This window comes from Alicyclobacillus sp. CIJ1 (assembly GCF_057538885.1).
In genome coordinates this window covers 169,674-191,882 of record NZ_BAAJPH010000067.1, presented here as the reverse complement: position 1 = coordinate 191,882, position 22,209 = coordinate 169,674, and the positions used below count along the sequence as shown (strand labels likewise).

Sequence of the window (22,209 nt, the reverse complement as noted above, 5' to 3'; positions counted from 1 at the left end):
AAAGGGAGTGCACACCGTTGGCGTCCAAGCGACAGAAAGAGAAACTCGTCACGCTCGAGGACCCCACGTCCTCGCTGGCGGAAGAGTACCGCACGCTGAGGACCAACATCCAGTTCGCAAGCGTGGTGCATGAGACCCGGACCATCCTAGTTACAAGCGCCGCGCCCGGCGAGGGCAAGACCTCCACAGCCTGCAATCTCGCCGTGGTGTCCGCGCAATCCGAAAAGCGTGTCCTGCTCGTCGACGCGGATCTTCGCAGGCCCAACATTCACCGTCGGTTTCAGGTGACGAACATTCACGGCCTCACCTCGCTGCTCATCCGAGAGCGGTCGTTGGACGACTGTATCCTGGCGAGCGGCGTGGAACGGCTGTCCATTTTGCCCTGCGGCCCCCTCCCCCCTAATCCGTCGGAACTCGCGTCGAGCCGCGCCATGGTGGACCTGATGCACGAGTTGCGGGAACGCTTCGATCTCGTCGTGATCGACAGCCCACCAGTTCTCTCCGTTTCGGACACGCTCGCGTTGTCTCGAGCGGCGGACGGCGTGCTGTTTGTGATTGATTCTCAGAAGTCGCACCGCAATCATGTCAGACGTGCGGTGCAGGCGTTGCAGCAAGTCGACGCGCACCTGTTGGGCGTCGTGCTGAACCGCGTCAAACGCTCTCGCACGGATGCCTATTATTACTACTACCGCTACTACCAAACGTCGTCGCAACAGCCCATCGCCACACCCTGAAGGACATACGGAAGGAGCGCTACTGCACGTGGAAGAGAATGAACTCTTGCATTACTGGCGGGTCATCCGCCGGAACTGGCTCCCGGTGGTCATCATCCCCATTGTTGCGGCGGTGGTCAGCGGGCTCTTGTCGTTTTTCGTGCTTCACCCGCAGTACGAGGCGGACACGACGCTTCTGGTCAATCAGCCGCAGAATTCCGCCGCACAGATGGCTCTGGAGTACGATTCCATCATGGCGAATCAGGCGCTCGTCAACACCTACAGCGCCATCATCAAGAGCAACTCCATTGAAAGCTCGGTCATCGATGAGCTTCACCTGCCGTACACAACGGCGCAGCTTGACAAGATGATCACCGTGTCATCTCCGACCCAGAGCCAGGTGATTGACGTCAAGGTCATTGCCCCGAACGAGGCACAGGCGGTGTCCATCGCCAATGCACTCGCGACCACGTTTCAGCACCGGGCCGCGCAGCTCATGAATGTCGAGAACGTGCAAATTGTCGATCGCGCCGTTGTCCAGCCCAACGCGAAGCCGGTGAAGCCGAACAAGAAGCTGAACGTGGCGGTCGCGTTCATTTTGGGCCTCATCGTGGGCATCGGTGTCGCTTTCCTCCGCGAATACCTGGACTATCGCATTCGCACGCCGGAGGATGCGGAGCGGCTCTTACAGTTGCCGGTTCTTGGCGTGGTGGAGGAATACCGGTTGGGTTGAGGCTTATCAGGCGACGCTTGACGCAGGGCAGAAGTCGCCATCTTCTCCCTGCGTTTTCACGTCCCTGCGTTTTCACGGGCGCTGTCGAAGGACAGGTTGGTTACAGCGGGCGAAGACCTCGCTCCCGTTTAAGCCCCGCCCGGGTTCCATGGTAAGCTTGACGCCGACGAATGTCACGTGGAACGCATGTGTGGGAGGGAACCCATGACGAAACCGAAGTGGCCACGGCTTGAAGTGTACAGGGGTACGTACCTGCTGTTCTTGTATGCCATTCTTCCATTGATAGGATCCCAACATCGACGCTTCGCACTACCATTCGATGTGATACCACCACAACGCGATGGCGGCAACTCAAGGACGAACGAGGAAGCCACTGAGTCTTATCCCTGTTGTCGCGCTGGAGGTCCCGCGCTGTGCGCGGAGAAGTGTTACCGGGATCGCTTCCATTTCTCAGCCGAAGCCAATCACGCATTCGACAGCTATTTCTGCGTATTCCGCTCGTGCGAAAACTTGCTTCTCTCTTTACCCAGACGCATTCATGTCAGAGGAGCGGACATATCGGTCCGCAGTGAGCGCATCGAAGGCATACAGAAGACGATCATCACCCTTGAGGCAAACGAGCATGCGCACGCAAGCATGATACCAGGTAGGCACACAGGTCACAGGATTGAATTGCAAGTGCAAGCGGATTTATGGGTTTGTCACCGGTCCTATTTCTCACGAATCATCCCTGTATTCAAATTTTCTGAATTAACAAGAAGCAAGACACCTCTAACGGTCGGAGATGTGCTTTTCGCGAACCGTGCGCTGCGCAACGCGTTTGATCAACTGGTCGAGCATCTTGACCGGAGGCTTGCAACGATAGGTGAGCACACACAGCAGGAGCGCTCTCAACCCTTCAACCAAACTGTCCGCTCACCCGTCCGCGCGCAAGAATTGATAGCGCTTCTTTCAGAATCGTCAATTCGCTCTCACGATGAGATGCGGCCGAACGCGCCCGATTCGGCCATGCACGGAGGAAACCATTACTGCAAGACGTTGTGCTACTTCACAATCAAGAACAAGGTCTTCGATCGCGTCATTCGATGGGACGATAACGACTACCGGCTAGCAGACGTCGTTCGCATCGCCGCAAGATTAAAGGAGTACCCGTTCAACGAAGATGACGTACTCGAGCCAGTTGGGGAAATGATAGGTCTGCCCGAAACGGACCGCCTCTATCAACAATGGGCAAGCACGCGCTACGCTTCAAACCCTATGGGAACTTTCATCGTGTCGCTGTCCCATCAAGTCGCGTCTCGCATTCCCATAAATACAGAAAGAAAGTTCATGCCAACATGGGTCGAGCGACGATACCTTCCTATCATGATTCTTGTGCATTTCCAACAACATGTACTTCATATGCTTTCCGCGGAAGACCAGCGAAAATCGCGCCGGCCGTTTCGGAAGCACCTCTTGATATTTCGGCGTGAACTCTGGTTGTCCACTGTGGCTAACGACATTCAGGATGAACGCATCTGGGAAGAGGCCAAAAAAGCCAATCGTCTGGATGAGCTGTTCACTGCGCTGAACGATCAAGTGCGTGACGAGGCACAGGAGCGCTTAAATAGGCTTATTATGTGGCTGACCGTGGTTGAGATTGTCGTTGGTCTGCTGAGTGTGGCCACCACCATTCTCACATCCTCGGCCTTTCATGCAACCTTCCATGTAATTTGGTCTGCTGTGCGCGTGCTCATGGCGTCCCTTGTGGCCGCGTCCGCGCTGGGCATTTCCTGGATGGTGAGTGCGTCTCGACGCGAACCGAAACGATGATGCGCTCCCCTCTTCACGGCCTTATCGTCACCGGCGTTCCTAACGGCACCGTGTGGGCGAGCCAGGTGACGTCCTCGTTGTACATGCGGATGCACCCGTGCGAGACGAGCTTGCCGATGCTCGACGGATCGTTCGTGCCGTGAATGCCGTAGTGCGGCTTGGACAGGCCCATCCAGTACGCACCGAAGGGCCCGCCGGGATTCGGCTCCTTGTTGACAATGGTGTACTGCCCGATGGGCGTCCGGGTCACCATCTTGCCGATCCCGACGGGAAACGCGCGGATCACCTTCCCCGCTTCGAGCAGATATAAGCGCCTGTCGGAAAGATCGACGATGATTTCGTACTTCGCCACGGCGGATCGCCTCCGCCCTCAGCCTATGTGCGAGCGGCTGCTCCTGCGCATGGCGGGGGAGCGTTACGTGTTCTGGCGTGGACTTGGGTTTGCCCGCGCGGCGGTTGTCGAGGTCAAGGGAGCTTCTGCGCGCATGAGCTATGGCATCCTCCAACGGAAGGAGGTTCGACCATGGCGCAGAAGAAGCACCTGGCACCGCCGACGAACTTCCTCGTCGGCCTCGGAGCGACCCGTAAGGTTTCGATTCAGAATCCGGCGAGTGCATCGAGCGCGTTCGTGCTGCAAGCCGGATCGTATGCCAAGACATTCCGAAGCTGATGAAGTGAACGGGTGCCCCGGCGCCCGGCCTTGCCCCGCGCCGGAAGCGGCAAGCCTTTCTTTACGGACTCAAATATATGTGTTAAACTAAGGATAATCGGAATAGGGATCCCATCCCTGTCTTCCCCTTGGTTCCTGCATCATCCCACCCGATTCAGACCCTGATTGCAAAACCATCTCCGACGTATTCATCGCACTGGATTCCGGTGACCGTCTCGCTCATCGCCTATCGCGCATGAACTTCGATTTCTCAAAAGGAGGCGAAAATGGAGACTTTCCTGCTCATTCTTTCACTCATTTTGCTTGCGGGCGTATGGTCCGCGCACCTCGGCAATCGGTTAGGATTTCCGGTACTCATTGGCTTCGTGACCATCGGCATGTTGCTCGGCCCGGGCGGACTCCGGCTTGGTCCCCACGTCCCCATCTCCGTCGCCCAATCCATCGGCTATCTCGCGCTCATTCTCATTCTGTTCGAAGGCGGCCTGCACACCCCGCTCGACCGCATCCGCAGCGTGTGGAAACCGGCCCTGTCGCTCGCCACCGCGGGCGTCGTCATCAGCGGCGCCATCCTGACCGTCATGGCGCACGCGCTGCTTCACCTCCCTTGGTACGCGGCGGCGCTTCTCGGCGTCGCAGTGAGTTCGACGGATGCCGCCTCGGTCTTCTCCATCCTCGGCCGGCAGCCGCTGCGCCGGCGCCTGGTGGATGTCCTGGAAGTGGAATCCGGCACGAACGATCCCATGGCGTTCTTTCTGACCATCCTGCTCATTCAGTGGTCGGAACACGGCATCGGCAGACCGTGGAGTGCGCTCGGCTATGCGATCTCGACCTTCGCCCTGCAAATGGCAATGGGCCTCATTGCGGGGGCCGTGATCGGATACCTCGGCTCGCTGGCCAATCAGCGCATCAAGCTCGACACGGGCGGCCTGTACCCGACGCTCTCCCTCGCGTTTGCGCTGCTCAGCTACAGCGTCGCCGTCCTCCTGCACGGCAGTGGCTTTCTCGCCGTCTACACCGCGGCGGTGGTGATGGGCAACCGTAGGCTCGAGCACCGCCATAGCATCCTGCGGTTTCACGAGGGGCTGTCCTGGACCATGCACATCGTGATGTTCGTCGTGCTGGGCCTGCAAATTTCCCCCGCGCGGCTTGGGTCCATCCTCGTGCCGGGCGTGCTGCTCGCGGCAAGTGCCCTCTTTCTGGCGCGGCCCGTTGCCGTCTGGATGTCGACCATCGGCATGCGCTTCTCCGCGGCGGAAAAGGTGTTTATCTCGTGGGCCGGGCTGCGCGGCGCGGTGCCCATCGTACTCGTGATGACGGCCATGCTCTCTCCGGCCTACACGCCCGCGCCCATGCTGGACGCCGTGTTTTTCGTCGTCATTGCGTCGACAATTGTCCAGGGCCTCACCGTCCGGCCGCTCGCCGCGAAGCTCGATCTGCTGGAGCGCGCCCCATCGGGCGACCTGCTTGAACTGGTTCGCATCGCGCGCGAAAACGCCGTGATCACGCCGGTCGAGGTGGACACTTCGTCCGATCTCGTCGGGCGAAAGATGGTCGAGATTGAGTTTCCGGAGAACACGCTGTGCTACGCCATCGTGCGGGGCGATCAGGTCATTGTGCCGCGCGGCGCGACCGAGCTTCAGGCAGGGGATCACCTGCTGATTCTGTCGGACCGGCGAAACATCGGGCGGCTTAGGAGGCTGTTCGGCGCGGAGCGAATGGGGCCGGCGGAGATGTTGCCGTAGTGGCGCGGCGGGAGGCAGGTTGCGAGGGCAGGGTTTGGTGGCCCGCGGGGACGGAGCCCGGTAGCTGCAGGCGACTTCCAGGCGACTTCCAGGCGACTTCCAGGCGACTTCCAGGCGACTTCCGGCGTGCAGGGAGCACAACGGAACCTGGTAGCTGCAGGCGACTTCCAGGCGACTTCCGGCATGCAGAGGACACAGAGGACGCAGAAGCGCGCGCCCAGGTGCGGACATCATGACCGGCTTTCACCGCATCGGTTCGCATTCTCCTCGGCCTCATCGACGGACGGCTTGGGTGGGCGTACACTGGGGGCATCCTCCACGCGGATGGCGCGGCGCGTGACGGGCCTCACAACACGGAGGAATCCGGCTCGCATTGTGGTTTCGACCAGAATCTCCTATCATGGGTGGTGGGATACGCTTCGATGCCCGGACAGGACAGCTTGCTCAAGGCGCTTACGCGCACGCTCTCGGGTGGAGCGCTTGAAGCCCTCGGGGTACGCGGCGTGGAGACACTGGAGCCATTCACGACCGAACTGCCCGCCAGCACGCTGAGGATGGATCGGGCGTGGCGGATGGCAAACGGCGACGTGTTTCACCTGGAATTCCAGGATCGCCGCGAGCGCACGCTTCACCGCTTTTTGGAATACGATGCCCGCCTTGCCAATCAGGTCAAGGCCAGAATTCGCACGGTCGTCTTGTACCACGCGCATGTTGCCAGTGCGCCGCAGGAGTTGGACATCGGCACCGCCATTTATCGCGTGGAAAACGTGTTCCTCTCCGCGCTCGACGGCGATGACGCACTGGACGAAGTTGAAGCTCACCTTCGCGTGGGACGATGGGAACCCGCCGATCGCCTTCGGCTGGGTCTCGCGCTCTCGATGCGCGTCGAAGACCGCCATCAAGCCATGGTCCGCGTGCTCAACCTTCTCCCGCGCGTTCCGGACGACGAAGAGCGCGAACTCGTGGCGAGCGCCGTCCTCGCGTTTGGTGACAGGGCGTTGTCAGACGAAGACCGCAGAAAATTGCGGAAGGAGCTGAAGAACGTGTTCCGCATGGCAGAAGAACTGTATGAAGACGGTCGCAGAGAGGCTGCCGAAGACATTGCACACCGCCTGCTGGCCGAAGGGGTGCCCGTCGACGTTGTGGAAAAAGCGACGGGCCTGCCTCGCGAAAGACTCGAGCAGATGCAGCGCGAGGTGCACTGACGCTCACATGAGCGATGAGCCGAGCACCGCACGCGGAAGGTCTTCGGTCAGCTTGCGCCTCCAGCCGCCCTCCATGATCTGGCGAATGACAGCGTGCGACTGGCCTGTGGGCGACACATGATCATCGTCCCACCCTGCGTGCCGCAGCGTCACGCGCGTGGTGCGCCCATCCAGTGGCTCCAGGATGAATTCCACGCTCCAATGGGCGTCCCAGTCAAACGCGAAGCGAGTCGGCGGTTCGACAGCGATGACTCGGCATGGCGAGTTTCCGTACGGCCCCGCGTGCAGGAAGAACGGTTCGCCCTCGATGGGACGGAGCGTGCTCCCCATGAACCACGCGCCGAGTCCGTCCGCCGTCGCGACGTACGGCCAGATTTTCTCGGGCGACGCCTCCATCACCACGTCCAATACGATGTCTGGGAGTTTGGCCATGTTGTCGCATCACCTCTTGAACGACAGCGCGCCGTCGTCCACGCAGATGGCGTGCCCGTTGATGAATCGCGCGTCGTCCGACGCCAAAAAGGCCACCACGCGGGCAATCTCGTCCGGCTCCGCCATGCGCCGGCGCATGTGCGCCCGCTGAATCGTGTTCCACACGTGCTCGTCCTGCCGCCAGTTGTCGACGAGGCCCGTGTTCACCATCCCCGGCGCCACTGCGACGACGCGGATGTTGTAGCGGGCGAGATCGAGCGCCGCCGCCTTCGTCATGGCCACGACCGCCGCCTTGCTCGCGTGGTACGGGAGCTGGTTCCTGTCCGCGATGAACGCGTAAATGGACGCCGTGTTGATGATGACGCCGCCCGTGCCTGCCTGCCGCATGTGGCGCGCCGCCGCACGCATGCCATAAAAGACGCCGTGCTGGTTGATGGATACGACGCGAAAGTATTCCTCCGGCGGATCGTCGAGGAAGTTTCGCGCGCCGTCGCCAAACACGCCGGCGTTGTTGAACATGATGTCGAGGCGGGAGAATCGCGCCACCGCCGCGTCGACAAGCGCGTTCACGCTCGCCTCGTCCGTGACGTCGACGAACATCCCTTCCGCCTCGCCGCCCGCCGCCCGGATCTCGTCCGCGACGCGCCGCGCGCCCGCCTCGTCGCGATCCGCCACCACCACGCGCACGCCGCGCTCGGCCAAACGGCGCGCCGTCGCGCTGCCGATGCCGCCCGCGCCGCCCGTCACGATGGCCACGCGGCCCTCCATGTCCCTCATGCCAGTGCCTCCTCCTGATACGCCATGAGCCGCTCCCGCCAAAACGCGGGAATGGGCTCCGGCCGCCCGTTCTCGTCCACGTGCACGTACACCGTCTCCGCGCGGAAGATGGGCTCGCCCTCGCGCGTCATCACAAATTCCAGCGTCACGCTCGTGTTCCCGATGCGTTTCGGCCGCACCCAGATGGACAGCTTGTCCCGCCAGCGCGCTGGCTTTAGGAACGTCTGCGTGGACGTGGCGATGACGGTGGTGGGCACGTCGTCATAGAGCCTCAATTCGCTCCGGAAAAACTCCTGATAGGCGAGATCGAGGTACATCAGATAATTGGCGTTGAACACGATGCGCTGAGCGTCCACCTCGGACCAGCGCACCTCGAGATCATAGTGATAGCGAAACCCTTCCATGTCGTTCACCTCGCGTCACGGCAGGACGAGCGTCACACCGCCGTCCACGCGCACCGTCTGGCCCCGGATCATCTCCGCCTCGGGCGAACACAGAAAGAGCGCGAGATTCGCCACGTCGTCCGGCGTCACCATCCGGTGATACGGCATCTTCTCCTCGAGCTTCTTCAGCGTCTGATCCATGTCCGGGAAGTGATCCAGCGCGTCCGTCAGGACGGCGCCGGCCGAGATGCAGTTCACGTTGATCCGGCGCGGCCCGAGCTCCACGGCGAAGTAGCGCACCATCGCCTCGAGCGCGGCCTTGCTCGTGCCGACCGACAAATAATACGGAAACACGCGATCCGCCCCGAACGACGAGATGGCGAGCATGGCGCCGCCCTCCGGCATGAGCTTCGCGGCCTGCTGCGCGCCGATGAGAAACGCCCGGGCGTTCACGTCGACGGTCCAGTCAAAGCCCTTCGTGTCCACCTCGAGCGCCGCGCGGTTGCGGCCCGAAGCGGCGTTGTGGATGAACACGTCCAGGCGGCCGAACGCTTCGCGCACCTCGTCAAACAGCGCGACAATCTTCTCCTCCTGCGCCATGTTGGCGCGCACGGCGATGGCCCGCCTGCCCATCTGCTCGATCTCGGCCACGACTTCGCGGGCGAGATCGCCATTCCGGAAGTAATTCACTACCACGTGGGCGCCCTCTTCGGCGAAACGAATGGCGAGCCGGCGGCCGATGCCGCGCGAGCTGCCCGTGACGAGCACGACCTTATCTTCAAAGCGCCGAGGCGCCCGCCCTGCATTCGCCAAGCTGCATCCTCCATTCCACAGGAAGCCAATTCTCGCTCCATCATACCAAACGCAGGGCGCCTTGTCCCAGCCAAATGCGTCGCCTGGCGCCTGTGGACGTGGTATGATAGAGGCGGAACTAGCACCAAGTCATAAATTTGTGCGGGCGGTTCAGATTCACGTAGAGTCTGACAGCGAGAGGAGAACCTTCATGGCGGACAAGACGCGCATCGTCGTCACCGGAATGGGTGCCGTGACGCCATTCGGGGTCGGGGTTTCGACGTTTTGGGAGAACATCGTCGCCGGCAGATCGGCCGTGCGCGAGACGGAGGACGAACTCTTGCGCACGTGGGCGCCGGTGGTTGCGGCGGCCCGCGATTTCGATCCGGCGGCGTATCTGGATAAGAAGCAGGTGCAAAACAGCGACCGATTCACGCAGATGGGGCTGGTGGCCGCGGCGGAGGCCATTCGGGACGCAGGGTTTGGCGACGGCGGCGCGTTTGGTCCGTATGAGCGGGATCGCATCGGGATTTCCATTGGGTGCGCGTTCGGGGGCGTGCAGACGCTGGAGGAAGGATCGAACCGGCTCGCGTCGGGGCGCTCGACGCGCGTGGGCCCGAGGCTTGTGCCGAAGTCCATTCCCAACGCGGCCGCGGCCGGGATCGCCATGCGCTACGGCATTCGCGGGCCGGTGATGACGTACTCGACCGCGTGCGCGTCGTCGGCCAACGCCATCGGCGAGGCGAGCTACTGGCTGAGGCTCGGCGAGATTGACATGGCGCTGGTGGGTGGCGCGGAGTGCCTGTTCAGCCCGGCCATCCTGGCGGGCCTGCGCGCGGCGGGGGCGCTTGCGACGGAGGGGCCGGCGGATTACAGCGCGTGGTCCCGGCCGTTTGACAAGCGGCGGACCGGCATGGTGATGGGCGAGGGCGCGGCGGTACTGGTGCTGGAGACGCTGGAGCGGGCCCTTGAGCGCGGCGCCACCATCTACGGCGAACTCGTGGGGTACGGCACGTCGAACGACGCGTACCACGAGACCTCGCCGGATCCGTCCGGCCACGGCGCGAAACTCGCCATGGCGCGGGCCCTGAAGAGCGCGGGTCTCGCCCCGGAGGACATCGACTATGTGAACGCGCACGCGACGGCGACGCCCGCGGGGGACGTGGCGGAGTCCACGGCACTTCGCGACATGTTTGGCCCGCACATCGACGAGATCCCGGTGAGCTCCATCAAGGGCGCGGTGGGCCACATGCTCGGCACCGCCGGGGCGATTGAGTCCATCGCCTGCGTGAAGGCGCTCGAGACGGGATGGCTGCCGCCCACCTTGAACTGCGACGACAAGGAGGAGATTGCGCCGCGCGACGTGGTGCCGAATCGGAGCCGCAGGGCGGACATCCGCACGGCACTCAGCTCGTCGTTTGGCTTCGGCGGCCAAAACGGCGTGCTCATCTGGAAAAAGGCCGAGATCTAAGCCGCGTCGTCCAAGCGGCAATCGAAAAGCCGGGCGGAAGAACTCCGTCCGGCTTTTTTCGCGCGACTCCATCCGCCCCGCCGCGGCGCTCCTGTCGATCCGGCCGTCAGGCCACCGGCGCGCGACGCACCGCCGTCGATGCGCTCGTCCATCCGGCCGTCAGGCCACCGGCGCGCATCGCGGTGCGGCTCGGGCGAAGGTGCGCGCGCGTTGCCGCATACTGGCCCCAGATGAGCGCGCGCCGAAGTGGCTCAATCCTCCGGCGCGTACGCCCACGTCCAGCCGCCGTCCCGCGTCACGAGCAGGCCGGCATCCGTAAGGAGCGCGCCGAAGTCGTCGCCCGCAAGCGTCAGGCTCATGATCTCGCCGGGCAACTTCGATTGAGGCCCAGGCGCGAGATGACGCGCACTCCACGTGGCGCCGCCATCCGTGGTCACGAAAAGCGTGAGTCCCTGGGACGGGTCCATGGTTGCGGACGAGGCGCACACCACCATCCCGCGCGATCCCGTCCACGCCATCGCGAGCGCGTCATACCCCTTGGGAAGCGAGACCGTGCGCTCTGCGTTCCCGCTGACCGGCGACGCCGTGAGCACAGGCTGAAGCACCGGCCCGATGTCCTTGCCGTTCGACTTGCTGCCCGGGCGGATCAGCTTGTTGTCGAGCCACCAGACCGTTCCCCCGTCGAAGGCGGGCGCCAAGGCGAGATCGTCATTGGGCACCGAGCGGACGGTCGACCAGTGCACGCCGTCCCGCGACTGCAGCACCAGGTTCTTCGGCATCGCCGCTATGGCGAGGAGGTAGCCATCCGCCGTCACGGACAAAGCCGCGTCGGATGGGCCAAAGGGCGTCAGGCTCTGCACCACGCTGCTTTGCAGGTCCGCTGCGCCCAGTTCCGTCCACTGTTGGCCGCCGTCCCGGCTCACCCACAGGCGCAGCGGGCCGTTGTCACCCGAAGCGCCCACCGTGGCCACGGCGAGGAGCTTGCCGGGGCCCGCCGCGACCGCGATGGGCGTCTGATGAGGCATGCGGGTCAGGACGCGCCACGAGGCGCCACCGTCCACGCTCTCCTCCACCGCGCCCTGAAACAGATCGCCATCGATGCCCACGAGCGCCGGCCGTGCGGCGGAACCCAGCGTGGGATCCGCGACGACCTGCACGTCGGGCGGCGCCGCCGGCGCGACCCTGTGCCACGTGTCCAGCCCCGGTCCACTCGCGTAGAGTCCTGTCGGCTCGGAAGAGGACGGCGCGGCGTACCAGGTGCCGGACGGGCTTAGGGCCAGCGAGACGCTGTACCAGTACGGGACCGTTGCGAGGGTCGACGCCTGCCCGGTCCGGAGGTCAAACGACGTCACGCCACCGGGAAACGGCGCCGCGCCCGGGCACAGGCCGATGTACGCGACGTCCCCGTCGAGGACCGGCACCGACTGCGCGACGCGCCCCTGATATGCTTGCGGCATGGCCTCTCGCCACGACGCCCACCCGTTGGTGGTCCAAAGAACCCGCGTCTCCCAACTGCCGAGATCCTTGACCACCCACACGCCGACGCCGCTTGCGGTCATGGCGAGATCCGCCTCCCACGGCACGACGCTCGGCCCTGTCAACACGGTGTGAAACGTGCGTCCCCCGTCCTCGCTCTCGGCCATCACGACCGGCGCGGGGTGATTGCCCGCGCGAAACACCTGCGGTGAAACCTCGCTCAGCCAGATCCGCGTCGGCGACGGGAAGGCGGCATCGAGCACCGCGTCCTGGAGCGGCACCCGAGCCCAGGTGGCTCCGCCGTCCGCCGATCGCAGCAGTTCCCCGCTCACCGCAGCATAGCCGGTCGCCCCAAATAGCGCGAGAACGGGCGTCTCCGCGGACATCTCATGGCCTGTGGACACCGTGATCTGCCAAACGGAGCGCCACGACGCACCCGCGTCGCGCGTCAGCCAGATGCGGTACGTGGCTGGCCCCTCCTCCATGTTGGGGCTCGCCGTTCCGCGCGCGACGGTGATGACGGCCCCGTCCGACGGGCTCGAAAACGAGATGGCCGCGACCTGACCGGGGATCTCGCTCACCACATGCCAAGGCTTGCCGGCGACACTTTTGATGATGGCGCTGGAAGACTGTCCAACGAGCGCCGCAAACGCAGTGGCGCCGGCGAAGCTCGGCGGGACGACCTGCGTGACGCGAGCCGGTCCCCAGCCTGGATGGCCTAGGATCTCAAACGCTCCGCGGCTCGCGAGCGCGCGCTCGGTGCTCGAACGGTTCGCATCTGCCGTGACTTCGGCTCCCTTGGCAGGCGTCCCGTTCGCGTTCGCCCCGGCCGCTGAAGAGCCTGGCAAAGAGCCCGGCGCCTTCTCGCCCGAGACGCCTTGCGCGCCACAGCCCACGGCGAGCATTCCGCAGACGCCACACACGGCACCCAACCACATCCAACGGCGCATTCCATCCGCCTCCCTCTGCGCTTCGCGCACAGACCACATGGATTAGACGGAATGCGCCACGATGGTGTGACACCGACGGAAGGCGTCAGGTCTGACCCACCCAGTCAGGCCGCGCGACGCGCCGCCACGCCTCGCGGATGGCGTCAAATTCCTCCTTCGGCAGCGGCCCCTCGTCGACGTAGCGCGCGTTCTCCTGCCACCTTCCCGGATTCTGCGTCCCGACAATGGCCGTGGTCACGCCCGGCACGGAGAGCGTGAAGTGGAGCGCCACGCCCACCGCCTCGCTAAGCGGCCGCTCGGTGAACGGGAACTTCAGCTCCCTGAGCCTGCGCCAATACTCGACGTAATAATCCACGTCCGGCTTCTCGTCATATCGCCACGCCACGTTCGCCACCGGCCGCTTGGCGATGACCCCCATCCCGCGCGCGGCGGCAAGCGGAATGACCTCGTCGATGGCGCTCTGATCCGCCACGTTGACCGAGGTCTGCAGGCTGTCGAACACGCCGAGCTCCACGGCGTACTTCGCCGCCTCGTTGTCACCGCTGTAGCCGAGGAAGCGGATCTTGCCCGCCTCCTTCGCCTTTTGCAGCTCTTCGATGACACTGCCCTCCTTCAGCACCTCGATGGAGCAACTGTGGAGCTGCATCAGATCCACGTAGTCCGTGCGCAATCGCTTGAGACTCCGGTCGATGCTCGCGCGGATGGTCTCCGGCGCCCAGTCCGGGGTCTCGAGGCCCGATTGATGGCCGCACTTCGTGAACAGAAAGTACTCTCCGCGGCGGTTCCCCACCGCCCGGCCGATGAGTTCCTCGCTGTCCCCGTAACACTCGCCCGTGTCAATCACGTTCAGCCCCGCGTCGAGCGCGCTCGCGAGCAGGCGCTCCACCGTCGCCACGTCCGACCCGCGAATCTCCGATCCGCCAAACCCCAGCGCGCTCACGCGCATGCCCGTGCGTCCAAACTCGCGATATTCCATCGTCCTCTCCTCCTCACGCCTCGGCTTCCTCGGCTCGCCTGAGGCAGGTCATGAGCACGTCTCCCAATTCCCCCGGGTGCGTCAGCCGAAGGGTCACGTCCGGCCGCTCCCGGCCGATGTACCGGTCAATGTAGATGGTCAGCATCCCCAGGCGGATGGCCGGCCGCATCTCGTTCCGGTAGTGATCTCCTATGGAGACCGCCCGCTCGGGCGCCACGCCGTACTTCGCGAGCCACTTGCGGAAGTGCTCCTCCGTCCGGTACGGTTTTACCGCCCGAAACACGAAGTCTTCGATCACGTCCTCCAAATTCAGCTTGCGCAGAATCGCGCGGCTGTCCGGCTCGGGGCTGTTGGTGGCGAGCACCACGTGGCCGCCGCGCGCCCGAATTTCCTCCATGGCCTCGCGCAGCCCTCCGAGCGGCTGCATGGGAAACGGGCCCGCCATGAAGTCGCGCGTGCGCAAAAACGCCTCGTCCCGATCGCGCGGGCCAATCCCATGCCGAATCGCCACCACCTGCAGGAGTCCCCAGGGATCATCCACGTGCAGGTACGCCCGATCCGGCCTGTCCTCCTCGGCCACCTCCACGCGCTCGCCCGTCTCGCGCGAGAACGCGTGTCCGTAAAACGCCTGCCCCTCGTGAAGAAGCGCCCGGTGGGCGTCCTCGAGGAACGCCTCGCGCCTCGATTCCGGCAAAAACGACGCCAATTCGCGCGCGTACGCCTCAAAGTGCTCGGTCTCCGCGTAGACGGTGCCGTCGAGATCGAAGATGAACAGCTTGGCACGCCCGATGCGGACGTAAGGGTCCTGATGCACTCGTCTCACTCCCGCAGAATCGAATGGTCTCTGTCCTCATGTTTCACCTTTTCTCTCCTGGTCACGCTTCCAGGCGAAAGCTCGCCACCATGCGCTGCAGCGACTCGGCCATCTGCGCGAGCGCGGCGGCCGACGCCGTCATCTCCTGCATGGAGGCGAGCTGCTCCTCCGTCGTCGCCGCCACCGTCTCCATGCCCGCGCTCGTCTGGGCCGACACCTGTGCAATCTCGTCCACACCCTCGCGCAACTGCGCGGACGCCCGGCCTAGGCGGTTGACGAACGTCAACACGCCCTTGAGCTCCTCATCCACGCGCTCCACCGCCTGGCGGATGCGCGCGAACGACGCGTCCACGGCTTCGAACGACACCTTGCCCGCCTCCATCTGCTCGCGCGACGAGGCCATGCGCGCCGCCGCGTTCTCCATGTCGGCCTGAATCGCATCCACCAGCGACGCAATCTGCTTCGACGAGTCGGCCGACTGCTCCGCCAGCTTCCGGATTTCCGACGCCACCACCGAAAAACCGCGCCCCGCCTCGCCCGCGCGCGCCGCCTCGATGGCCGCGTTCAGCGCCAAGAGGTGGGTCTGCTTCGCGATGCGGGTGATGACCTCCACAATCGCGCCGACTTCCTGCGATCTCGACGCGAAGCTCCGGACGGCCTGCGCAAGATGCTCAAAGGCCCCTTCGACGGAGGCCATCTGCGCAAGCGCCTGCGCCACGTGCTCTCCACCGTCCCGCGCGGCCTCTCGCGCCTGAGCCGTCGCCTCGCTCGCGCCGCGGAACCGGGCCGACATGTCCTCCATCCCGCGGGCCAAGAGCTGGAACACGTCGGTCGAGCGGGCGATGCGCGCGTCCTGCCTCTGCACCCCGGCCGACACGTCCTGGATGGTGAGCGCAATCTGTTCCGCCGCCTTGCCCGTCTCCTCCGCGCTCGCCGCGAGTTCCTGGCTTGCCGCGGCGAGATCGCCCGACGTGCGCGCGAGCTCGCGGATGACCTCCTGCATGGCGGCGGTGGCGGCGTTCAGCTCGCGTGCGAGAAGTCCCATTTCATCCTGGGTCTCGACGGCGACGCGCGCCGCGAGATTGCCCGCCGCCACGTCCTGCACCGCGCGCACCAGCCGGCCGAGCGGCCGGATGACGAGGATCTGGATGGCCACGAGCAAAAGCGCAGCCGACACAATCACGCTGACCGCGCTATTGACGTAGATCCCGTATTGGCTATCCGGCACCGCGCGGCGAATCGCGGCGTTGATGGCATCCGAGATGGGGACGCTCACCGCGAGGCTGACGATCACGACGACAATCATCTTCACGCGCAGGCTGACGCGCACCACCCTTTCCTTCGCGGAACCGACCCCAGTCCCTGAACGCAACGCTTCGGATGTCTTCTCCAACGCGCCTTCACTCCCTATCGCGCATCCCTTCTCAAACTACGACGCCAAGCGCGCCATCTCCTGCCTGTGGTTGCCCACGCACCGGCGCGGCTGTCATAATAGAACAAGTGGTCTGACAGAGACAGACGCGGGAGGTGCGCCATGGGGTTCGACTATTGTTTCGCGTGCGGAAAAGACAACCCGCACGGCCTCCACATGCACTTTGAGCGGGACGGAGACGGCGTGGTGTGCCATTTCCAGACACAGGAACATCATATCGGCTGGCCGAATGTCCAGCACGGCGGGATCACGTGCACGCTGCTCGACGAGGCGTCCGCCTACGTGCCGTTTTTCATGGGGCTGGTGACCGTCACGGCCGAGCTCAACATCTCGTTCAAGAAGCCCGTCCACGTCGGCGAGCGGCTCCGCGTGTGGGCCAGGCCAACCAAAGTTTCGTCGCGCCTTCTGGTGGTGGAAGCGGCCGTGGAGAGCGAAGACGGCGAGCTGAAGGCGTCGTCGACGGCCAAGATGATGGTCCTCAGCGCGGAGAAGCAGAAACAACTCGGCATGGAGGGGTTGGAGGCAAAAGGATGACATCCCGGGAGAATCGCGGTCGCCTGCTCATCTCGTGTCCGGACAGAATTGGCATTGTCGGCGCCATCGGCCAGTTTCTCGCCTCATGCGGCGCGAACATCGCCGAATCGGCGCAACACTCCACAGCGCCCTGGGGCGGAGACTTCTTCATGCGCGTGGAATTCGAACTCGAAGACCTGCCCAACCGCGAGGAGGCGCTCTGCCGCGACTTCGCGAAGTTGGCCGAGGAATACCAGATGCGCTGGCGGTATCACCCCGCCAGGAAGAAAAAGCGCATGGCCATCTTCGTCTCGCGCGAGCTGCATTGCCTGCAGGAGCTTTTGTGGGAATGGCAGGACGGCCTGCTCGACGCGGATCTCAAGATGGTCATCTCGAATCACGAAGACGCGAGGCCGCTCGTGGAAAGCCTCGGCATTCCCTACTACCACATCCCGGTCACGCCGGAGAACAAGCCCGAGGCCGAGGCCCAAGCGCTCGCGCTCATGGACGGCCAGATTGACGTCATTGTCCTCGCGCGGTACATGCAAATTCTGAGCCCGTCGTTTCTAGAGCACTACCCGCAGCGCATCATCAACATCCATCACTCGTTTTTGCCGGCATTCATCGGGCGAAATCCGTATCAGCGGGCGTATCAGCGCGGGGTGAAGCTTATTGGCGCGACGGCCCACTACGTCACCGAGGAGCTCGACGAAGGGCCCATCATCGAGCAGGACGTGATGCGGGTGGACCACCGCTTCACCGCCCTCGACTTGCGCATCGCCGGGCGTCAGGTGGAGCGGGCCGTGTTGAGCCGCGCCGTGAAGTGGCACCTGGAGGACAAAGTCATCGTGCACGGGAACAAGACCATCGTGTTTGCGTGACTGGGTGGCCCGGCGCGTGGCATAGGCGGCTGTCGCTTCGGCGTCCGCCAGCGCGGCATACGCTGAAGCGAAAGGAGGCTGTTTCGCCATGCCACATCCGTTATATCCCATTGCGAAGCAATACGTCGGGCGACCCGTCATCGTACACCACGTGAACGGCCGCCGATATCACGGCATCCTGCACAGCGTCCGCGATCACGGCATCTATCTTCTCAACGTCCGCCCCATTGCCCACGCGGCGGGTCAGGAGGACGAGCGGATCTCCACGCTCGGTGAGGCGGCGGGCGGCGACATCGAGACGGTGTACGCGCCGGTCGGCTACTTTGCCTTCGGCGCCCTGACCGGCCTCACGCTCGGCACGGCGCTCGGCGCGACGCTGGCCCGCCCGTACCCGTACTACGGCTATGGTTATGGATATGGGTACGGTTACGGTTACCCTGGCTACTGGTGGTAAGCCGATGGGGCTGTCCCCAAGCCCATCCGTTCGAAGGGGGCAGGGGCTAGCCCCCCCTTTTTCACGGTTCTGTGCTGTTGCCGGCTCCGAGCCCGTGCGCCGCTTGGCGCGCCCGCTCGGCCACGAGCGACACCAGCCGCGGATCTCGCCCGAGCGGCTCCGCCACCCGAAACGAGATGCGCCTCTCTCCCCGCCATCGGTTCACCCGCTCCGGAAGTCCCTCGGTGAGCAACCCCGGAAACCAAAGATACGGCACCACGGCGATGTGCTCGCAACCCATGCGCCACAATTCCTCGAGTGCCGCTTCCAGCGAGCGCCCCGTGCCAGCCAGGTAGCCGTGGACCAGCGGCCGACCGATCCGGCCAGCCACGTTCGCCGCCACGCCCGCAAACGCGCGCTGCGCGTCCGCGTCGCGATTGCCGCGCCCTACCAGGACGACGCCAGCCCCCTCCGGCATGCGCGCGACGAGCGCCTGGGCGCGATCGACGGCCACGTCGATAAACGCCGGTTCGTCGCCGAACGGCTGGCTCCAGGTGAGATCAAACCGCCCCACCTGCGCCTCCGCGCGAGCCACGGCCTGCGGCAGATCCCGGCGCATGTGCCCCGCCGAGAAGAGGAGGAGCGGCACCATGTGCACGCGCCTCACGCCCGCCGCGGCCAGCCGAACGAGCGCCTCCGCCACATCCGGCCGGGCGATCTCGACAAACGCGCGCGCCACGTCTTCATCGCCAAGCCCCGCGCGCTCCGCGACATCGTCCACAAACCGGTGCCACATGCGCATCCCGCCTTGAAGCCTCGTCCCGTGGCCAATGAACAGAACCTTGCCCGCTCCGCCCGTCATGCGCCGCACACCGCCTCGGCGGCCGCGAGCCCAAACGCGTCGGCGCGGCGCAGCGGCTCACCGCCCATTCCCACGTCGTCGGCGAGCGAGCGCAACAGGGCGGGATCGCCGAGCGCCCACAGGTTGGCCGGACCTTCGGCGAGCCATTCGGCGACGATGTCGCGCCACGCCCGCACGAACGGCTGCCAGCGTGGGGGCACCGCTGGCGCGAACCGCGGGCCCAGGAGGTGAAACGGCCGCACCTCTGCGCCGCTCGCCCTGCAGGCCGCCTCCACGTCCGCGTCGCGGCCCGAGCCGGGCACCTCGGCGAACCACACCTCCACGGGCATCCGCGCCATCTCGCCGAGCGAGCGGGCGTCGGGCGCAAGGCCGCGATCGCGCAGGGCCTGCGCGACGTAGCCGTCGGCAGCGGCGAGCTTGAGGTTCGAGAGCCGGCGCAGATCCAATCCGGCGCGCTGCACGGCGCAGAGCCACGTCTCAACGCCGAGCGCCGTGCGGAAGGCGAAGCCCACCGGCTTGCCGTGCGCCGACATGGACACCGCGGCCTCGACGTCCGCTAGGCGCACGCGTTGCGCGCGATCCCACGTGTGCGCGAGCACTTCCGCCCCCTCGGCCTCGAGCTGCGCCGCGTGCGCGAGCGCCTCGCGGATGGACGACGCGAAGAGGAGGTGGCGTTCGCCGAAGCGCGGCATGGCCTCGAACCACGAGCCAAGCGACGCGTCCGCCGCCACGTCGCCGATGACGATCACGGCGGGCGATCCGATGCCCCGCCGCTCGGCCTCCGGAGCCAGTGTGGCGAGCGTCGCGCGCAGGGACCGCTGCTTCGCGCGCGAGCCCCACGCCACGATGGCGGCCGGTGTGTCGCGCGAGACGCCCCGGGCCTGCAGTTCCTCCGCGATGCGCGGCAGTTCGGCGACGCCCATGAGCAGAACGAGCGTCTCGGCGCCCGCGAGGGCGTCGAGGTGCGCCCGCAGCCCGTCGCCCGCATGCCCTGTCGCCACGGCGAACGAGCGACTCACGCCGCGCAACGTCACCGGAATGCCCGCAAACGCGGGCACGGCCACGGCCGACGTGACGCCTGGCACCAGTTCGAACGGCACGCCCGCCTCGCGCAGGGCGGACGCTTCCTCCGCGCCGCGGCCAAACACGAGCGGATCGCCCCCCTTCAGGCGGACGACGAGGCCGTGATGGCGCGCCAAATCGACGAGCATCGCCTCAATCTCCCGCTGCGCGAGCGCGTGGCAGCCCGGCGCCTTGCCGGCGTACAAAAGCGCGGCGTCCGGTTTGGCGTGCATGAGCAGGCGCGGCGAGACCAACCTGTCAAAGACCACCACATCCGCCTGTTCGACGAGCGCTCGGGCGCGCTCGGTCAGAAGCCCCGGATGGCCAGGGCCGGCGCCGACGAGCGCCACGCGGCCATATGCCATGTCGCCCCCTCCTTCACATTCGTCACGAGACCGGGACGGCTTCCTTCAGCCGCTCCAGCCCGACGCGATGGCAGAAATCCCCGAACCGCTCGCCGGGCAGCCGCTCGTCGCGGTACAGCTCGAGCACCGGGCGGAGCGTCGGGACGAGATCGTCAAACGGCACCATCTCGCGAAAGCGCGCGTTCAGGCGCGTGCCGGCGACGTTGGCGCCGAGGAAGATGTCGTACTTGCCGATGACGCGGCCCACAAAGCCAATCTCCGCGATGTACGGCCGCGCGCACCCGTTGGCGCAGCCCGTCATGCGGACGGTGATGGGCTCCTCCGCGAGGCCGAGTTCCGCAAGCAGCGCCTCGAGCCGCTCGACGACCTTCGGGAACACGCGCTCGGATTCCGCAATGGCGAGCCCGCACGTCGGCATGGCCGGGCAGGCCATGGAACGCAGCTTGACGGGCGAGTACGCGTCCGGCAGGCGGATGCCCTGCGCGGCGAGATCCGCCTGGAGGGCGTCAGCCGCCTCGGGGGCGAGATCGGCCAGAATCAGGTTTTGCTGCGTCGTGAGGCGCACGGTCGGGCGGTACTTCGCGATGGCGGCCGCGAGCGCCGACTTGAGCGGAAAGCCGGGCTTATCGGCGATCCGGCCGTTTTCCACGTACAGCCCGAGGTGCACCTTGTCGCCGTCCTCGATGCGGCCGAGGTGATCGTCCGACGAGTGCCAGACGAGTTCGCGCGGCGGCGCGAGCCTGCGGCCCAGGCGGCGCTCGGTCTCCTCGCGGAACCAGTCCACGCCGCGCGACTCGACGAGGTACTTCATGCGGGCGAACTTGCGGTTCTCGCGGTTGCCGTGATCGCGCTGGATGGTGATGATGGCCTTGACCACGTCCACGAGCTCATCCGGCGTGACGAAGGCAAAGGGCTTCGCGAGCGCCGGGTGCGTCTCCTTATCGCTCGCGGTGCGCCCCATCCCACCGCCGATAAGGAGCGTGTACCCGGCCACCGCCTCGCCGTCCCGGTGAGCCACGATGCCGATGTCGTTCGAGTACACGTCCGAGCAGTTGTCACCTTCGTAGGCGAAGCCAATCTTGAACTTGCGCGGCAGGTACGTTTCGCCGTACAGCGTCTCCCGGGCGCGATCGACCTCCGGGTCCACCCGCTCGCCGTCGAGCCAGATCTCGTGGTACGCATTCGTCTTGGCGCTCGTCTCGTCCACGAGCCGGAGCAGATCCCGGCGGACCGCTTCCTCGAACGGGCCCTGGTGCGGATGCGCGCAGCCGACGGTGTTGCGGACCTGATCGCCACAGCCGCCGAGCGTCGTGATGAGCGCCTCGTTGATGCGGCGAATCGTGGACTTCAGGTTTCGCTTCAGCACGCCGTGGAGCTGAAAAGTCTGGCGCGTCGTGATGCGCATGGTGCCGTTGCCGTACTCGTCGGCCAGGCGGTCGAACACGAGGTATTGCTCCGCGCTCAGGACGCCGCCCGGGATGCGGGCGCGGATCATCATGATGTAGTGACGTTCCTTGCCCTGCTTCGTCAGTTCCCGGCGCAGGTCGCGATCGTCCTGCTGGTACGTGCCGTGGAACTTGAGCACCTGCACGGCCTCTTCGGTGAAGTGGGAGGCGTCGTTCTGGAGCTCCTCCTGAAGCGACCCGCGCAGGAAGCGGCTGTTCTTCTTGATGATCTCGACCTTCGACAGCTTCTCCTCAGACACGCTCGCACCC

General features: G+C 65.2%; 22 protein-coding genes. 10 read left to right on the top strand and 12 right to left on the bottom strand.

Going from position 1 to position 22,209, the window contains the following annotated elements; translation table 11 throughout:
* Positions 1-17 precede the first annotated feature (17 nt).
* The 3 genes from AC27E8_RS04320 to AC27E8_RS04310 all read left to right on the top strand — a co-directional run bounded on the left by AC27E8_RS04320 (position 18) and on the right by AC27E8_RS04310 (position 3,258).
* A complete protein-coding gene (locus AC27E8_RS04320; RefSeq protein WP_487098441.1) occupies positions 18-734 on the top strand; it encodes a CpsD/CapB family tyrosine-protein kinase in 717 nt (238 codons plus the stop codon).
* 28 nt (positions 735-762) lie between these two features.
* Positions 763-1,446, top strand: coding sequence for a YveK family protein (locus AC27E8_RS04315; RefSeq protein WP_206832478.1), 684 nt, complete (start codon positions 763-765; stop codon positions 1,444-1,446).
* 204 nt (positions 1,447-1,650) lie between these two features.
* Positions 1,651-3,258, top strand: coding sequence for a hypothetical protein (locus AC27E8_RS04310; protein WP_487098442.1), 1,608 nt, complete (start codon positions 1,651-1,653; stop codon positions 3,256-3,258).
* A 13-nt stretch (positions 3,259-3,271) separates the two neighbouring features.
* On the opposite strand, the gene AC27E8_RS04305 is transcribed toward AC27E8_RS04310, so the two are convergent.
* A complete protein-coding gene (locus tag AC27E8_RS04305) occupies positions 3,272-3,610 on the bottom strand; it encodes a L,D-transpeptidase (RefSeq protein WP_487098443.1) in 339 nt (112 codons plus the stop codon).
* 171 nt (positions 3,611-3,781) lie between these two features.
* Between AC27E8_RS04305 and AC27E8_RS04300 the strand changes: the two genes are divergently transcribed.
* The 3 genes from AC27E8_RS04300 (at position 3,782) to AC27E8_RS04290 (ending at position 6,875) form a co-directional block, all read left to right on the top strand.
* Positions 3,782-3,928, top strand: a complete 147-nt coding sequence (locus tag AC27E8_RS04300; RefSeq protein WP_487098444.1) for a hypothetical protein — start codon at positions 3,782-3,784, stop codon at positions 3,926-3,928.
* A 266-nt stretch (positions 3,929-4,194) separates the two neighbouring features.
* Positions 4,195-5,670, top strand: coding sequence for a potassium/proton antiporter (locus AC27E8_RS04295; protein ID WP_487098445.1), 1,476 nt, complete (start codon positions 4,195-4,197; stop codon positions 5,668-5,670).
* A gap of 422 nt (positions 5,671-6,092) precedes the next feature.
* The gene (locus AC27E8_RS04290) at positions 6,093-6,875 is read left to right on the top strand and encodes an RpnC/YadD family protein (protein WP_487098446.1); all 783 of its coding nucleotides are present in this window, start codon (positions 6,093-6,095) and stop codon (positions 6,873-6,875) included.
* Between the two features lie 3 nt (positions 6,876-6,878).
* On the opposite strand, the gene AC27E8_RS04285 is transcribed toward AC27E8_RS04290, so the two are convergent.
* From AC27E8_RS04285 to fabL, 4 genes are read right to left on the bottom strand one after another with little or no spacing between them, the layout of a single operon-like run.
* Positions 6,879-7,307, bottom strand: a complete 429-nt coding sequence (locus AC27E8_RS04285; protein ID WP_487098447.1) for an SRPBCC family protein — start codon at positions 7,305-7,307, stop codon at positions 6,879-6,881.
* A gap of 9 nt (positions 7,308-7,316) precedes the next feature.
* Complete coding sequence (locus AC27E8_RS04280; protein ID WP_206832474.1) at positions 7,317-8,084, bottom strand: SDR family NAD(P)-dependent oxidoreductase; 768 nt, start codon at positions 8,082-8,084, stop codon at positions 7,317-7,319.
* Positions 8,081-8,488, bottom strand: coding sequence for an acyl-CoA thioesterase (locus AC27E8_RS04275; protein ID WP_487098448.1), 408 nt, complete (start codon positions 8,486-8,488; stop codon positions 8,081-8,083). The genes AC27E8_RS04280 and AC27E8_RS04275 overlap by 4 nt, the downstream gene beginning before the upstream one ends.
* Before the next feature lie 15 nt (positions 8,489-8,503).
* On the bottom strand, positions 8,504-9,280 hold the full coding sequence (gene fabL / locus AC27E8_RS04270; RefSeq protein ID WP_487098449.1) for an enoyl-[acyl-carrier-protein] reductase FabL: 777 nt from the start codon (positions 9,278-9,280) through the stop codon (positions 8,504-8,506).
* 190 nt (positions 9,281-9,470) lie between these two features.
* On the opposite strand from fabL, the gene AC27E8_RS04265 reads away from it, so the two are divergent.
* The gene (locus AC27E8_RS04265; protein ID WP_487098450.1) at positions 9,471-10,730 is read left to right on the top strand and encodes a beta-ketoacyl-[acyl-carrier-protein] synthase family protein; all 1,260 of its coding nucleotides are present in this window, start codon (positions 9,471-9,473) and stop codon (positions 10,728-10,730) included.
* A gap of 251 nt (positions 10,731-10,981) precedes the next feature.
* Here AC27E8_RS04265 and AC27E8_RS04260 read toward each other — a convergent pair whose 3' ends face one another.
* The 4 genes from AC27E8_RS04260 to AC27E8_RS04245 all read right to left on the bottom strand — a co-directional run bounded on the left by AC27E8_RS04260 (position 10,982) and on the right by AC27E8_RS04245 (position 16,339).
* On the bottom strand, positions 10,982-13,156 hold the full coding sequence (locus AC27E8_RS04260; RefSeq protein ID WP_487098451.1) for a hypothetical protein: 2,175 nt from the start codon (positions 13,154-13,156) through the stop codon (positions 10,982-10,984).
* Between the two features lie 85 nt (positions 13,157-13,241).
* Positions 13,242-14,132, bottom strand: a complete 891-nt coding sequence (locus tag AC27E8_RS04255; RefSeq protein WP_487098452.1) for an aldo/keto reductase — start codon at positions 14,130-14,132, stop codon at positions 13,242-13,244.
* Positions 14,133-14,145: 13 nt separating this feature from the next.
* Complete coding sequence (locus AC27E8_RS04250; RefSeq protein ID WP_487098453.1) at positions 14,146-14,946, bottom strand: HAD family hydrolase; 801 nt, start codon at positions 14,944-14,946, stop codon at positions 14,146-14,148.
* A gap of 61 nt (positions 14,947-15,007) precedes the next feature.
* Positions 15,008-16,339: a methyl-accepting chemotaxis protein gene (locus AC27E8_RS04245; RefSeq protein WP_487098454.1), complete on the bottom strand. Its 1,332-nt coding sequence runs from the start codon at positions 16,337-16,339 to the stop codon at positions 15,008-15,010.
* 141 nt (positions 16,340-16,480) lie between these two features.
* Between AC27E8_RS04245 and AC27E8_RS04240 the strand changes: the two genes are divergently transcribed.
* The 3 genes from AC27E8_RS04240 to AC27E8_RS04230 all read left to right on the top strand — a co-directional run bounded on the left by AC27E8_RS04240 (position 16,481) and on the right by AC27E8_RS04230 (position 18,226).
* Positions 16,481-16,912, top strand: coding sequence for a PaaI family thioesterase (locus tag AC27E8_RS04240; RefSeq protein ID WP_487098455.1), 432 nt, complete (start codon positions 16,481-16,483; stop codon positions 16,910-16,912).
* Positions 16,909-17,772 (top strand): formyltetrahydrofolate deformylase, encoded by an 864-nt coding sequence (purU, locus tag AC27E8_RS04235; RefSeq protein ID WP_487098456.1) that lies wholly within the window; start codon positions 16,909-16,911, stop codon positions 17,770-17,772. Before AC27E8_RS04240 ends, purU begins: the two co-directional genes overlap by 4 nt.
* 88 nt (positions 17,773-17,860) lie before the next feature.
* A complete protein-coding gene (locus AC27E8_RS04230) occupies positions 17,861-18,226 on the top strand; it encodes a hypothetical protein (RefSeq protein WP_487098457.1) in 366 nt (121 codons plus the stop codon).
* Between the two features lie 61 nt (positions 18,227-18,287).
* Here the strand turns inward: AC27E8_RS04230 and AC27E8_RS04225 are convergent, their stop codons facing one another.
* The 3 genes from AC27E8_RS04225 to AC27E8_RS04215 are packed head-to-tail and all read right to left on the bottom strand — an operon-like array spanning position 18,288 to position 22,199.
* On the bottom strand, positions 18,288-19,067 hold the full coding sequence (locus AC27E8_RS04225) for a sirohydrochlorin chelatase (protein ID WP_487098458.1): 780 nt from the start codon (positions 19,065-19,067) through the stop codon (positions 18,288-18,290).
* On the bottom strand, positions 19,064-20,494 hold the full coding sequence (cobA, locus tag AC27E8_RS04220; protein ID WP_487098459.1) for a uroporphyrinogen-III C-methyltransferase: 1,431 nt from the start codon (positions 20,492-20,494) through the stop codon (positions 19,064-19,066). The genes AC27E8_RS04225 and cobA overlap by 4 nt, the downstream gene beginning before the upstream one ends.
* A 22-nt stretch (positions 20,495-20,516) precedes the next feature.
* The gene (locus AC27E8_RS04215) at positions 20,517-22,199 is read right to left on the bottom strand and encodes an NADPH-dependent assimilatory sulfite reductase hemoprotein subunit (protein WP_487098460.1); all 1,683 of its coding nucleotides are present in this window, start codon (positions 22,197-22,199) and stop codon (positions 20,517-20,519) included.
* Between the last annotated feature and the right edge of the window lie 10 nt (positions 22,200-22,209).